14 protein-coding genes are annotated in these 13,286 nt (G+C 72.6%); 8 read left to right on the forward strand and 6 right to left on the reverse strand.

The window, feature by feature from the left end; genetic code table 11:
- Positions 1 to 50: 50 nt before the first annotated feature.
- The 6 genes from IEX47_RS03490 (at position 51) to IEX47_RS03515 (ending at position 4,842) form a co-directional block, all read left to right on the forward strand.
- The gene (locus IEX47_RS03490) at positions 51 to 1,046 is read left to right on the forward strand and encodes a FecCD family ABC transporter permease (RefSeq protein ID WP_188782561.1); all 996 of its coding nucleotides are present in this window, start codon (positions 51 to 53) and stop codon (positions 1,044 to 1,046) included.
- Positions 1,043 to 2,083: a FecCD family ABC transporter permease gene (locus IEX47_RS03495; protein WP_229662586.1), complete on the forward strand. Its 1,041-nt coding sequence runs from the start codon at positions 1,043 to 1,045 to the stop codon at positions 2,081 to 2,083. The genes IEX47_RS03490 and IEX47_RS03495 overlap by 4 nt, the downstream gene beginning before the upstream one ends.
- A complete protein-coding gene (locus IEX47_RS03500; RefSeq protein WP_188782562.1) occupies positions 2,080 to 2,889 on the forward strand; it encodes an ABC transporter ATP-binding protein in 810 nt (269 codons plus the stop codon). Before IEX47_RS03495 ends, IEX47_RS03500 begins: the two co-directional genes overlap by 4 nt.
- Before the next feature lie 87 nt (positions 2,890 to 2,976).
- Positions 2,977 to 4,002, forward strand: a complete 1,026-nt coding sequence (locus IEX47_RS03505; protein ID WP_188782563.1) for an ABC transporter substrate-binding protein — start codon at positions 2,977 to 2,979, stop codon at positions 4,000 to 4,002.
- 131 nt (positions 4,003 to 4,133) lie between these two features.
- Complete coding sequence (locus IEX47_RS03510; RefSeq protein ID WP_188782564.1) at positions 4,134 to 4,316, forward strand: hypothetical protein; 183 nt, start codon at positions 4,134 to 4,136, stop codon at positions 4,314 to 4,316.
- 7 nt (positions 4,317 to 4,323) lie between these two features.
- On the forward strand, positions 4,324 to 4,842 hold the full coding sequence (locus IEX47_RS03515; RefSeq protein WP_188782565.1) for a PH domain-containing protein: 519 nt from the start codon (positions 4,324 to 4,326) through the stop codon (positions 4,840 to 4,842).
- Positions 4,843 to 4,848: 6 nt separating this feature from the next.
- On the opposite strand, the gene IEX47_RS03520 is transcribed toward IEX47_RS03515, so the two are convergent.
- Positions 4,849 to 5,901 carry an ABC transporter permease gene (locus tag IEX47_RS03520; protein WP_188782566.1) on the reverse strand — a complete coding sequence of 351 codons (1,053 nt, stop codon included), beginning with the start codon at positions 5,899 to 5,901 and terminating at the stop codon, positions 4,849 to 4,851.
- Between the two features lie 69 nt (positions 5,902 to 5,970).
- Here IEX47_RS03520 and IEX47_RS03525 point away from each other — a divergent pair, with 69 nt between their 5' ends.
- Entirely contained in the window at positions 5,971 to 6,903 is a 933-nt protein-coding gene (locus tag IEX47_RS03525) for a co-chaperone YbbN (RefSeq protein WP_188782567.1), read from the forward strand.
- On the opposite strand, the gene IEX47_RS03530 is transcribed toward IEX47_RS03525, so the two are convergent.
- Positions 6,889 to 7,797: a LysR family transcriptional regulator gene (locus tag IEX47_RS03530; RefSeq protein ID WP_188782568.1), complete on the reverse strand. Its 909-nt coding sequence runs from the start codon at positions 7,795 to 7,797 to the stop codon at positions 6,889 to 6,891. The genes IEX47_RS03525 and IEX47_RS03530 overlap by 15 nt on opposite strands.
- 73 nt (positions 7,798 to 7,870) lie before the next feature.
- Here IEX47_RS03530 and IEX47_RS03535 point away from each other — a divergent pair, with 73 nt between their 5' ends.
- Entirely contained in the window at positions 7,871 to 8,761 is an 891-nt protein-coding gene (locus tag IEX47_RS03535; protein ID WP_229662587.1) for an EamA family transporter, read from the forward strand.
- Between the two features lie 3 nt (positions 8,762 to 8,764).
- Here the strand turns inward: IEX47_RS03535 and IEX47_RS03540 are convergent, their stop codons facing one another.
- From IEX47_RS03540 to treS, 4 genes are read right to left on the reverse strand one after another with little or no spacing between them, the layout of a single operon-like run.
- Entirely contained in the window at positions 8,765 to 9,532 is a 768-nt protein-coding gene (locus tag IEX47_RS03540; RefSeq protein WP_188782570.1) for an NUDIX domain-containing protein, read from the reverse strand.
- Positions 9,529 to 10,119 (reverse strand): hypothetical protein, encoded by a 591-nt coding sequence (locus tag IEX47_RS03545; protein ID WP_188782571.1) that lies wholly within the window; start codon positions 10,117 to 10,119, stop codon positions 9,529 to 9,531. Before IEX47_RS03545 ends, IEX47_RS03540 begins: the two co-directional genes overlap by 4 nt.
- Before the next feature lie 5 nt (positions 10,120 to 10,124).
- Positions 10,125 to 11,540 carry a maltokinase N-terminal cap-like domain-containing protein gene (locus IEX47_RS03550; protein ID WP_188782572.1) on the reverse strand — a complete coding sequence of 472 codons (1,416 nt, stop codon included), beginning with the start codon at positions 11,538 to 11,540 and terminating at the stop codon, positions 10,125 to 10,127.
- A complete protein-coding gene (gene treS, locus IEX47_RS03555) occupies positions 11,537 to 13,228 on the reverse strand; it encodes a maltose alpha-D-glucosyltransferase (protein ID WP_229662588.1) in 1,692 nt (563 codons plus the stop codon). The genes IEX47_RS03550 and treS overlap by 4 nt, the downstream gene beginning before the upstream one ends.
- Positions 13,229 to 13,286: the final 58 nt, after the last annotated feature.

Consider the following 13,286-nt stretch of genomic DNA (forward strand, 5'->3'; position numbering starts at 1 on the left):
GGAAGCCTTACCTGTCTTGCAGGTGCCACACAACGCTTCCCGAGGTCCGCATGCTCCGCCACCTGACCGCCTGGCCGGTCGTCATCGCCGCGCTCGGCGGCGTCGCTGCTGCGGCTCTCGCGGTCGGTGTCCAGCACGTCCCGCTCGCGACGACGTGGCAGGCGCTCACGTCGTACGACGCAGGGGACGGGCTCCAGGCGATCGTGCGGGAGCAGCGCCTCCCGCGGCTGGTGCTCGGGCTGGTGGCGGGTGCGTCGCTCGGCCTCGCCGGCGCCCTGCTGCAGGGGCTGACCCGCAACCCGATCGCCGACCCCGGCCTGCTCGGCATCAACGCCGGCGCCTCACTCGCCGTCGTGGTGGCGATGTGGACGCTCGGTGTGAGCACGCCGGCGCAGGTCGTGTGGTTCGCCGTCGCCGGCGCCCTGGTGGCGGCGGTCGTCGTCTACGGCGCCGCCTCGCTCGGCTTCGAGGGCGCGACGCCGGTGAAGCTCGCGCTCGTGGGCGCCGCGCTCACGGCCACGCTCTCCTCCGTCGTCGCGGCGATCCTGCTCACCGACCTGACCACGTTCACCAACTACCGGTTCTGGATGGTCGGGGCCCTGGTCAACCGGCCGCTCTCGCTCGTGCCGACCGTGGCACCGCTCGCCGTGCCCGGGCTGCTGCTCGCCTTCGCGAGCGCCCGGTTCCTCAATGCGATGGCGCTGGGGGAGGACGTCGCCCGGTCACTCGGCTTCCGCGTGGAGCGGGGCCGCCTCCTCGTCATGCTCGCGGCGGTGCTGCTCTCCGCCGCGGCGACCGCGCTGGCCGGTCCGGTCGTCTTCGTCGGCCTGATCGTCCCGCACGCGGCGCGGGCGCTGGTCGGCATCGACTACCGGCTGGTGCTGCCGCTCACCGCCCTGCTCGGCCCGCTGCTGCTGCTCGGCGCTGACGTCGTCGGGCGCGTGCTGAGCCGCCCGCAGGAGTTCCAGGCCGGCCTCGTCGTCGCCTTCCTCGGTGCGCCCGTGCTGATCTGGCTGGTCCGCCGTGGGCGGCAGGTGGCGATGTGACGGCGTCCGCGGTGGAGGCGGTGACGCCCGTCGTGCGCGCGGTCGCGCGCCGACGGTGGGTGCGCCGTATGTCGGTGGGGGTGGGGCTGCTGGTCGCGGCCCTCGCTGCGGCCGTGCTCCTGCTGAGCTGGGACACGGGTGTCTCGGCGCGCGGCACGCTCGCCGTGCTGCTCGGCGGGGGAGACCCCTTCGACCGGGTGATGGTGGTGCAGTGGCAGCTGCCGAGGGTGCTGGTCGCGGCGCTCGTCGGGCTCGCGCTGGGGCTGTCGGGAGCGCTCTACCAGAGCGCCCTGCGCAACTCGCTGGCCTCACCCGACATCGTCGGCATCTCGCAGGGCGCGAGCCTCGGTGCCGTGACCGCGCTGCTCCTCGCCCCCGGCGGGTACGCCGCCACCGTGGGCGCGCTCGTCGGCGCGCTGGTGGTCGCGGGGCTGAACCTCGCGCTCTCCTGGCGCCACGGGCTCTCCGGCCAGGCGTTCGTGCTGACCGGCGTGGGCCTGTCGTTCATGGCGGTGAGCCTCGTCAACTGGGTGCTCACCCGGCAGGAGAGCCGGCAGGCGCAGCAGGCCCTCGTCTGGTTGATCGGCTCCGTCGGCTCCGCGGGCTTCGACGACGCGGCCCGGCTGGGGGCCGTGCTGGCCGTCCTGCTGCCCGCCGGGGTGCTGCTTGCGCGCCGCCTCGACCTCCTCGAGCTCGGTGACGACACCGCGGCCGGGCTGGGCGTGGCCACCTCGCGGGTCCGCCTGGCCGCCCTGCTGGTCGGCACCGCCGTCGCCGCCGCGGCCGTCGCGGTCGTCGGCCCGGTGTCGTTCGTGGCGCTCACCGCGGCGCCGATCGCGCGGCGCCTCGTCGGTGACGGCCGCACCGCCCTGCTGCAGAGCGCGCTCGTCGGTGCCGTCGTCGTCCTGCTCGCGGACTTCGTCGCGCTGCACTTCCTGCCCAGCTCGCCGCTCCCGGTCGGCATCGTGACCGGGCTCGTCGGCGGGCCGTTCCTGATCTGGCTGCTCGCAGCCCCGCGCCGGGGGAGGACCCGATGACCACCGCCTGCTTCGACGCCCACCTCGCCGCACCGCCGACGCTCGCCGCCGAGGGTCTCTCGCTCGCCTATGACCGCCGCGCCGTCGTCGACGGCCTCTCGCTCGAGCTGCCGACCGGCCGGATCACCTCGATCGTCGGCGCCAACGGCTGCGGCAAGTCGACCCTGCTGCGCGGGCTCGGCCGGCTGCTGAAGCCGGCCGCCGGGCGCGTCCTCCTCGGGGGAGCGGACATCTCCCGGCTCGCGCCCCGCGCGGTCGCCCGCGACCTGGCGCTGCTGCCGCAGTCGCCCGTCGCCCCCGAGGGCATCACGGTGGCCGACCTCGTCGGCCGGGGACGCTCGCCGCACCAGGGCCTGTTCCGCCGCTGGACGGCCGAGGACGAGCGGGTCGTCGCGGAGGCGCTCCATGCCACGGACACCGCCGACCTCGCCGTACGCCGGGTCGACGAGCTCTCCGGCGGCCAGCGGCAGCGGGTGTGGATCGCGATGGTCCTCGCCCAGCAGCCGCGGGTGCTGCTGCTCGACGAGCCGACGACGTACCTCGACCTCGCCCACCAGGTCGAGGTGCTCGAGCTGCTCGCCCGCCTCAACGCGGAGCGCGGCACCACGATCGTGATGGTGCTGCACGAGCTCAACCTCGCGGCGCGCTACAGCGACCACATGGTCGTCATGGGCGGGGGGCGCGTGCTGCGCGCCGGCGTACCGGCCGACGTGCTGACGGAGGCCGCCGTCGAGGAGGCCTTCGGACTGGCGGCGGTCGTCGTGTCCGACCCGGTCACGGGCGGGCCGCTCGTCGTACCGCGGTGATTAGGTAATCCTAAGTCAGCAAACTAAGGTAAGCCTAAGTATTGACGCGACCGTGCGACGGTCGCCCCGAGAAGTCTGGAGTCCACGGTGAAGCTCTCCCGCACCGCAGGCCTTGTCGCCGCGCTCGCCGGCGTCCTGCTGTCGTCCACCGCCTGCTCGTCCGCGAAGGAGGACGGTGCCGCTGCCGACCCCGCCTTCCATGCCGTCACCATCAAGGGCGCGCTCGGCACGGCCGAGATCACCGAGCGGCCAGAGCGGGTCGTCTCGCTGGGCTGGAGCACCACCGACGCGATGCTCGCGCTCGGCGTCGTGCCGGTCGGCATGGAGGCGCAGCCGTACGGCGGCGACGCCCACGGCGTGCTGCCCTGGGTGAAGGCGAAGCTCGCGGACATGGGGGCGAAGACCCCCGAGGTCCTCACGCCCAGCTCCTCGGGCGACCCCGACTACAAGGCGATCCTCGCGCTGAAGCCGGACTTGGTCCTCGCGCCGTACTCGGGGCTGACGCAGGCGCAGTACGACAAGCTCGCGGAGATCCCGGGTGTCGACGTCGTCGCCTACCCGACGACCCCGTGGGCGACCCCGCTCGACCAGGTCGTCGACATCTCCGCCGAGGCGCTCGGGGTGCCGAAGGCCCGGGCGGAAGCCGTGCTCGACGGGCTCGACGACGCGGTGGCTGCCAAGGCCGCCGAGCACCCGGAGTTCACGGGCAGGACGATCGCCACGCTCGCGCCCGACACCGAGCAGTTCTGGACCTACACGCCGGCCGACCCGCGCGAGAAGCTGCTGCGCGACTTGGGCTTCACGACCGCGCCGAGCGTGGAGAGGTTCGCGAAGACCGCCGACGAGGGCGCGTTCGCAGTCCCGTTCGCCTACGAGAAGTCAACCGAGCTCACCTCCGACGTCCTGCTCACGTACTCGGGCAGCGCGGACGAGCTGAAGCAGCTGCAGGGAGGCGCGCCGTACAAGGCGATGGCGCAGGTGAAGACAGGGGCCGTCGCCAACCTCGTGGGCGCCGACAAGGTGGCGGCGGTCGGACCGCCCACCGCCCTCTCGCTGCCGTGGGCGCTCGACGACCTGGTCGACCTGCTCGCGAAGGCCGTGAAGAAGGCCTGACCCCGCTCGCTGCGCGGGTGCGCGGAGGCTGCTGCGGCGAGCCTCCGTGCACACGCGTGGTGCTGGTGTTACCAATGGGCTTGACCTGCGCGCCGATCCGGCGCGCCCTCCGGGATGTTGAAGGACTGTCGATGAACGCCAAGAAGCTCGTGCTGCTGGTGCTGGTGGTCTTCATCGGCTTCTGGCTCTACCAGGACCCGCAGGGCCTGGCGAACGTCGCGGCCGACGGCGGCGGCAAGCTGTGGACCCTCACGACCCAGCTCTTCGACTCGGTCATCTCCTTCGTCTCGAGCTTCCTGGACCAGACGAACTGAGCCCCTGATGGGCTTCCTGCAGCGCTTCGGCGATCCCGCGATCGGCAAGCACCTGCTGCGCGACGAGGGCGAGGTCATCGTCGACGAGGTCGGTCACCACTGGGTCGTCTACACGCTGCCCGCGCTCGAGGTGCTCGGCGCGGTCGCGCTGCTCTGCGCCACGCCGTTCGTCGCCCTCGGCATCGCGTGGGTGCCGATGGTGCTCGCGTTCGGGGTCACGCTGCACGCGCTGTGGCTGGCGCTCGCCGAGCACATGGACCGGTTCGTCGTGACCAACATGCGCGTCTTCCGGGTGCACGGCGTCCTCGGTCAGCAGGTCGCGACCATGCCGCTGAGCCGGATCCTCGACATCACCGTCACCAAGCCCCTGCAGGGGCGTCTGCTCGGCTACGGCCACTTCGTCTTCGAGTCCGCGGCCCAGGAGCAGGGCCTGCGCGACATCAGGTACGTCGCGCGGCCCGACGAGCGTGACCTCGCCATCCAGCGCGTGGTCGCCCGGGCCGGCCTGCGTCCCTCGGTGAACTGAGGCGCGTCAGGCCCGGTGCCGGCCGGCGATCGGCGTGACGATGTCGAAGACGCGCAGCGACGTCCGGTTGGAGCGGTTGCCCAGCGCGTTGGTGACGAGGATGACGGCGACGCCGATGCCGGCGTACAGGCCCAGGCAGAGGTACGCCGCCCCGTCGGTCGCGGCCGGGAAGTAGAGCGCGCTGCGGACCACCGCTGCGCCACCGCCGGTGGGCAGCGAGGCGCCCACGCCTGCCCAGAGCGGCGACAGGAACTGCCACGGCAGTGAGGCGCTCGAGATCGGCGCCCCGATCAGGAAGTAGATCGCTCCGGCGAGCGCACCGGCCGGACCGATCAGCGCGACGAAGCCGGCCGTCGAGGCCGTGAGCGCGAGCGAGAGCAGTGCCATGTCGACGTACAGCCTGCCGCCGCTCGCGGCGGCCGTCACACCGAAGCCGTGCAGCACGGCGAGCATCACGCCGGCGGACGCGAGCGCATAGGCGACGAGCGCGGCGGCATGGCCGACGCCGCGGCGGACCGAGCGCGGGGCCCGCGGGATCAGTCGGCCGAGCCCGAGGGAGGCGACCGATCCGCCGAGTGCGAGCACCTGGAGGACGTAGCCGACCACGGCTCCGTTGGTGTCGTCGGCGGGCAGGGGGACGACGTCGACCGTCGTCGAGGCGGGCGGCTTGCCGGCGCTCGCGTCGAGCTGCGCGGCGACGGCGCGCAGGGTCGCGGCCTGCAGGTTGCCACCCGCGCCCGCCGTGTATGCCGTGGTGCCCGTGGGGCCGACGACCAGCCCGCCCGAGACGTCGCGCTGCTTGATCGCGCGCGCCAGCGCCGCCTTGTCGGCGTACGGCGTGACGGCGAGGGAGCCGCCCTCCTCGAGCTTCGCGGTGATCGCGGCCGTCTGCTGGCCGGCGACCAGGCCGACGGGGAGGTCGTGCGGCTTCGGGGCGTGGCCGATGCTCAGGAAGAAGAGCGCGAGGAGCAGCTGGAGGAGCAGGCCGGTGGCGATCACGCCGAACATCAGGCGGCGGTAGCGCCGGCCGAAGGGGAGCGGTGCGTCGGGGCTGGTCATGCTTCGCATCCTCGCAGAGGGCCTGCCCCCGGGTGTGCCTCGGTGGCCCCGGTCGGCCAAGATGGAGCCATGACGCAGCAGCCGTTCTCCCGTCCTGGTGCCATCGACCTCTCCGCGCTCAAGCGCCCGGCCGCTCCCGCCGCCCCCGCCGGCGAGGGAGCTCCCGCGGGCGGCCCCGCGGGGGCCTACGCCGTGACGGTCGACGAGCAGAGCTTCCAGGGCGTGCTCGAGGCGTCGATGCACGCCCCGGTGGTGCTCGCCTTCTTCGCGCCCGAGCGCTCGCCCGAGACCGCGGCGTACGCCGACGACGTGGCCACGGCGGTCGAGACGCAGGAGGGGCGCTTCCTCTGCGGCCTCGTCGACGTCGACGCCAACCCGCAGCTCGCGCAGGCGATGCAGATCCCGACCGTGCCGCTCATGCTGATCCTGCTCGACGGCCGCCCCGTGACACAGCCGATCACGGGCCTGCTCTCGCGCGAGGAGATCGACACCCTGCTCCAGTCGATGGCCCAGCAGCTCACCGCGCAGGGCATCACGCAGCGCCACAAGCCGCGGGCGACGGCCGCCGTCGAGGGCGACGAGGACGCGGTCGACCCGCGCTACGCCCCCGCGCAGGAGGCCCTCGAGCGCGGCGACATCGACGCCGCCGTCGCGGAGTACCAGAAGCTGGTCGACGGCAACCCGGCCGACACCGAGGCCGCCGCCGGGCTGGCGATGGCGAAGGTGCTGCAGCGGACCCGCGGCGTCGACCTCGCCACCGCCCGCACCGCTGCCGCGGAGAGCCCGGACGACGTCGACGCGCAGACGCTCGTCGCCGACCTCGACCTGCTCGGCGGCCACGTCGAGGACGCCTTCAACCGGCTCGTCGGTCTGGTCGCGCGCACGGCCGGCGATGACCGGGCCCGGGCCCGCGAGCACCTGATCGGCCTCTTCGCGGCTGTCGGCAACGAGGACCCCCGGGTGCTGCGCGGCCGGCAGAACCTCGCCTCAGCGCTCTTCTGACCCCTCGCGGTCCCTGAGCGCGTCGACGACGGCGCGGATCGCGGGCGAGGCGGCACTGCTGCGGCGGTAGAGCACCGTCACGGTCCGCGTCGGCACCGGGTCGTACGCCGGCACGGCGACGACGCCGTCGGGCAGCGGCTGCCGTCCGAGCCGCGGCACGAGCGCGATGCCGAGGCCGGCGTCGACGAGCGCGATGTGGGAGTCGAACTCCATCGCCACGTGGGCGATGCGCGGCACGCGGCCGGTGCCGACGTACATCCGGTCGAGCCAGGCGCGGCAGATCGTGCCCGGCGGCGTCGCGATCCAGCCCTCGTCGACCAGGTCGATGGTCGCCACGCGCGGGCGCCCCGCGAGCGGGTGGTCGCGGGGGAGGAGCACGTCGGCCTCGTCGTGCGCGATCGTCTCGGTCCGGACGTGGTCGGGCACGAGAACCGGCTGGTCGCCCCAGCTGTGCACGACGCCGACGTCGCTGTGGCCGGCGGCGACGAGGTCGACGGTGTCCCACGGCTCGCGCTCCTCGAGGGTGACCCGGAGGTCGTCGTGAGCGTCGAGCAGGCGGCGTACGGCGGGGGCGATGATGCCGCGCATCGCCGTCGAGAATGCCGTCAGCCGGACGTGGCCGGCAACGGTGTCCGTGGTGCGGTGGAGGTCGGCCCGGATCTGCTCGAGGTCGGCGAGGAGGCGGCTGCTGTCCTCGACGAGCTGGCGGCCGGCATCGGTGAGCAGCACCCCGCGGCCGACCCGCTCGAGCAGCGGAAGGCCGGCCTGGCGCTCGAGGCGCTTGACCTGCTGGGAGACGGCGCTGGGGGTGAACCCGAGCGCGCGGGCCGCGCCGATCACGGAACCCTCGTCGGAGACGGCGCGGAGCGCGGACAGGGCAGCGAGATCGATCATGAAGTGATGCTAAATGATCAGGTGCATTTCAATTCGCTGGTGCTGCACGGTCGCGCTCGGGAGACTGGACCGCGTGAGCCCCCGTGACTGCCGTCTTGCCGCCCTCGTCGCCCTGATCTGGGGCGTCAACTTCCTCGCCATCGAGTGGGGGCTCCAGGACGTGCCGCCGTTGCTCTTCGCGGCGATCCGGTTCTGCGCGGTCGTCGTCCCGGCGGTCTTCCTCGTGGCGCGCCCCGCCGTGCGCTGGCGGACACTCGCCGGCATCGGCCTCTTCATGTCGGCCGGCCAGTTCGGCTTCGTGTACGCCGCGATGGAGGCCGGCCTCCCGCCGGGCATCGCCGCGCTCGTGCTCCAGGCCCAGGTGCTCTTCACGATCGTCATCGCGGCCGGCGTGCTGCGCGAGCTGCCGACGCCGGTCCAGGTGCTCGGGGTGGGCGTCGCGGCCGTGGGCCTGGCCGTCGTCGCCACCGGCCGTGGCGGCGCCATCCCGCTCGCCGCCCTCCTGCTGTGCCTCGCCGGCGCCCTCAGCTGGGCGGTCGGCAACGTCATCGCCCGCGCTGCGAAGGCGCCGGGCGGCCTCGGTGTCACCGTCTGGTCGGCGCTCTTCGTGCCCGTGCCGCTCTTCGCGGTCTCCCTGCTGGTCGAGGGGCCGTCGGGCATCGCGGAAGGCCTGGCCGCCTTCGGCTGGAAGGCAGCGGCCTCGACCGCCTTCACCGCCGGCATCAGCTCGCTGCTCGGCTACGGCATCTTCAACTCGCTGCTGGCCCGCAACCCCGCCCACCTGGTCGTCCCGTGGGTGCTGCTGGTGCCGCCGGTGGCCATGGTTGCGGCGTGGGTCGCGTTCGGCGACCGGCCCAACGCGGCAGAGGCGCTGGGCGGTGTGGTCATGCTGCTCGGCGTGCTGGTGGCGCTGCGACCACCCGCGCGGACGCGCGTCGTCGTACCGGTGGAGGCGCCGGCGTGAGGCCTAGCGCCCCGACTCGGTGTACGTCGGCCCCTCGGTCGCCGCAGCCAGCGCGGCGCTGATCCGGCGGGCGGTGAAGTCAGCGGCGCGCTCGGCGACCTCCTCGGGCGTGCACCAGGCGACCGAGCGGATCTCGCGCTCCTCGCGGACGATCCGGTCGAGCACGTCGACGGGCAGGACGCCGCCGTCGAAGACGAGGCAGATCGCGTCGTCCCAGCCACCCCACGGCGGGAGCCAGTCGGTGAGGAGCAGGTCGCCGCGGGGGATCTCGAGGCCGAGCTCCTCCTCGGCCTCGCGGACGGCGGCGAGCTGCGGCGACTCGCCGACCTCGACGACGCCGCCCGGGAGGTCCCAGTCCTTCTTGTAGGTGAGCTGGCACAGCAGCACGCGTCCGGCAGGGTCGCGGACCAGCACCTGCCCGATCGCGCGCTTGCGCGGGAGGAAGGAGTTGAGCAGCGACCGGAAGCCGACGGGCTCGGTCACCGGGGCGTCGGAGCTGAGCCGCGCGTAGAGGATCCGGTCGGTGCCGCCGTGGTACCCGCGCAGCACGCCCTCACGGTGGAGCCCCGACCAGGTCGCGACGCGCTGCGCCACGACGTCCTCGGGGTCGACCAGCACCTCGACCCGGCCGTGGTCGCGCAGGGCGCTCGAGACGGCCAGGGAGACCACGTCGACCGCCTCGCGGAAGTCGCGCTCCTGGACGTGCAGCGCCCACGTGATGCGGGCGATGCCGTCCGCGATGGTCTCGACGCTGGTGCCGGGCTCGGTCACTCGGCCGTGTCGCCTGCCATCTCGGCGAGCTTGCGCGAGAGCTTCCGGGTCTTGCGCTTGTCGTTCCAGCGCATCAGGCCCCAGACGGTCAGCAGCAGGAAGACCGCGACGCCGGCAGCGATGCCGACGTAGCTGCCGACGACCACGCCCGGTGCGTCGACGTCGAAGATCCGCTGGCCGGCGTGGGCGCCCTTGCCACTGCCGAAGTGGATCGCGAGCGTCGCGATGTTGGGCAGGGCCAGCGCCAGGGCAATGGCGAGGATGACCAGGCGCGCCGCGAACGACGGCCGGCGCCGCAGGGCCTGCCGGGCCACGATGAGCGGAAGGACCGAGAAGAAGAAGCCGAGGCTCAGGCCCCACAGCGTGCCTTCGAGCATGCTGCCGTCGATGCGGTCGCCCAGCCAGTTGGCCCACAGTCGGAATCCGACAGTGATGGCGATGATCCAGCCGAGGAACGCGCCGGCAGCGACGAAGGCCAGCAGGCACACGAACATCAGTCCGTTGCCGATGCTCGCTCCCAGGCCCCCCTTCGACTTCTCCGTGCCAGCGGCGTCGGGGGTGCCCGAGAGGGTGGTGTCATCCGTCATGGGGGTCACTCTGCAACAGCGGCCGTCTCGCTGGCTACGAGGCGCGCCACCGCAGCGAGCGGGATGTCTGCCCAGTCGGGCCGGTTGCGCAGCTCGTAGACGCACTCGTAGACGGCCTTGTCGGCCTCGAACGCAGCGCAGAGCAGCTCCTGCTCGGGGGAGAGCTCACCCCCCGCGTACGCCGTGAGGAAGGCGCGGCGGTTGCGCTCGACCCACTCCTCGGCCCGGTAGGCGCGCTGGTCGTCGGACGCGGCACCCTCGCCGCCGAGCTCGCGCTGCACGACCGCAGCGGCGTAGTCGAAGGAGCGGAGCATGCCGGCGACGTCGCGCCAGACCGGCTCCGGGTGGCTCCGCTCGTGGAGCGGCCGCGCCGGCTCGCCCTCGAAGTCGACGAGCTTCCAGCCCTTGACGGTGCGCAGCGTCTGGCCCAGGTGCAGGTCGCCGTGGATCCGCTGCACACGTACGCCGGCCTCCTCGGCCACGTCGGCGACGACGGCCAGCCGCGGCCGCAGGCGGTCGACGTACTGCTCGAGGGCGGGGACCTGCTCGGCCGCCCAGTCGAGCCGGGCCAGCATCGTGTCCGCGAGGGCGCGGGCGCCGGCGGCGTCGAGCTGCTGGGTGGGGAAGTGCTCGGCGAGCGTCGCGTGCGTCTCGGCGAGCGCCTGGCCCAGGCGTGCCGCCTCGGAGGCGAAGTCCCCGCCGACCTCGTGGGCGTGGAGGTCGGCCTCGGCGAAGAGGGCACGCGCGGAGCTCCGGGCGAGCGCCCAGCCGTCACTGCCCGTGCGCAGGAACTGCTGGAGCATCGCGAGCTGGACGACCTCGCCCTCGTCGGTCTCCCAGTCCACCCAGCCGTGCAGGGCGGCGACGTGGTCGGAGCCGGCCCGGGTGAGGACCTCGTGGATCTCGATGTCGGGATTGGGCCCGGGAGTGACCTTGCGGAAGAGCTTCATCAGCAGCTCCTCGCCGTAGGCGACCGACGAGTTGCTCTGCTCCGCGGTCATCAGTCCCGGCCGCTCGCCGGTCGGGAGGTCCGCGTCACCGCAGCGGTGGAACCGCAGCGGGGTGTCGACGCGGGCCAGCTCGTCCGCGGAGAGCGCGAAGGCCTCCAGCCACTGGGTCATCGCAGCCCGGTCGTGCGTCGCGTCGTACGCGTGGCGGCCGTCCCAGCGGCCGATCCAGGCCGGCTCGAGGTGCTCCTTCGGCGCGGCGTGGACGGAGACGGGCAGCTGGTAGAGCTCGGTGCCGCCGGCAGCGTCGAGGTACTCCACCTCGACCAGGACCACCAGCAGCTCGAGGCCGTCGGAGCCCCCGGGCACGGGCGCGCTGCGGAGCCCGGCGACCCGGAAGGGTCGACCCTTGCCGGCGAACCAGCGGGCGGTGGCCAGGTGGCGTTCGATGTCGCTGCGGTACGGAGTGATCATGCGGTCGTCTCCCGAGTGAGGCGGAACCAGTAGAAGCCGTAGGCGCCGAGCGTCAGGGGATACGGGTGATCGCTGATCGCCGGGAAGGGCACGCCGCCGAGGAGCTCGACGGGCGTCCAGCCCTCCCACCGCCGGAGGTCGAGGTCGACCGGCTGCGGGAAGCGCGAGAGGTTGTTGACGCAGAGGATGACGTCGCCGTTGCCGTGCTCGTCGGTCTGCTCGCGGATGAACGAGAAGACCGTCGGGTTCGAGCCGCCGAGGTCGTGGAACGTGCCCAGTCCGAACGCCGCGTGGCCGCGCCGCGCGTGGATCATCCGGCGGGTCCAGTGCAGCAGCGAGGAGGAGTTCTCCAGCTGTGCCTCGACGTTGACGGACTGGTAGCCGAAGACCGGGTCCTGGATCGCCGGAAGAAACAGCTTGCCGGGCGTCGCCGTCGAGAAGCCGGCGTTGCGGTCCGGCGTCCACTGCATCGGGGTGCGGACGCCGTCACGGTCACCGAGCCAGATGTTGTCGCCCATGCCGATCTCGTCGCCGTAGTAGAGGACGGGCGAGCCGGGGAGCGAGAGCAGGAGCGCGGTGAAGAGCTCCATGCGGTTGATGTCGTTGTCGAGCAGCGGAGCCAGGCGACGGCGGATGCCGATGTTCGCCTTCATCCGCGGGTCCTTGGCGTACTCGGCCCACATGTAGTCGCGGTCCTCGTCGGTGACCATCTCGAGCGTCAGCTCGTCGTGGTTGCGCAGGAAGATGCCCCACTGGCAGCCGTCGGGGATCGGCGGAGTGTCCTCGAGGATCTCCGAGATCGGGAAGCGCGACTCGCGTCGTACGGCCATGAAGATGCGGGGCATGACCGGGAAGTGGAACGCCATGTGGCACTCCGTACCCACCCAGTTGCCCTCGGAGTCGTGCTCGCCGCCGAAGTACTCGACGACGTCGGCCGGCCACTGGTTCGCCTCGCAGAGCAGGACCCGGTCGGGGTAGTTCGTGTCGACGAACGTGCGGACGTCGCGGAGGAACTCGTGGGTCTCCTTGAGGTTCTCGCCGTTGGTCTCCGGTCGCTCGTAGAGGTAGGGCACGGCGTCGAGGCGGAAGCCGTCAACGCCCATGTCGAGCCAGAAGGCGAGCGCCTCGAGCATCGCCTCGTGGACCTTGGGGTTGTCGAAGTTGAGGTCGGGCTGGTGGTGGAAGAAGCGGTGCCAGTAGTACTGCCCGCGGACGGGGTCCCAGGTCCAGTTGGACGGCTCGGTGTCGACGAAGATGATCCGGGCGTCCTGGTAGAGCTCGTCGGTGTCGGACCAGACGTAGAAGTCGCCGTAGGGCCCCTCGGGGTCGGCGCGCGAGGCCTGGAACCAGGGGTGCTGGTCGGAGGTGTGGTTCATGACCACGTCGATGATCACGCGGATGCCGCGCTCGTGGGCCTGGTCGAGGAACCACTGGAAGTCCTCGATGGTGCCGATCTCCTCGTGGACACCGGTGTAGTCGGCGACGTCGTAGCCGCCGTCCCGCAACGGACTGGGGAAGAACGGGGGAATCCAGAGGCAGTCGACGCCGAGCCACTCGAGGTAGTCGAGCTTCTCGGCGAGTCCGCGGAAGTCTCCGGTGCCGTTGCCGTCGGCATCCTTGAACGAGCGGACGAGGACCTCGTAGAAGACGGCGGTGCGGAACCACTCCGGCTGGGCGTCGAGTGTCATGGCACGAGTGTAGGCAACCGTTTGAGTAGCGCCCGTCACAGAACATGGACTACCCAAC

The organism is Nocardioides phosphati (assembly GCF_014646375.1).
Lineage (GTDB): Bacteria > Actinomycetota > Actinomycetes > Propionibacteriales > Nocardioidaceae > Nocardioides > Nocardioides phosphati.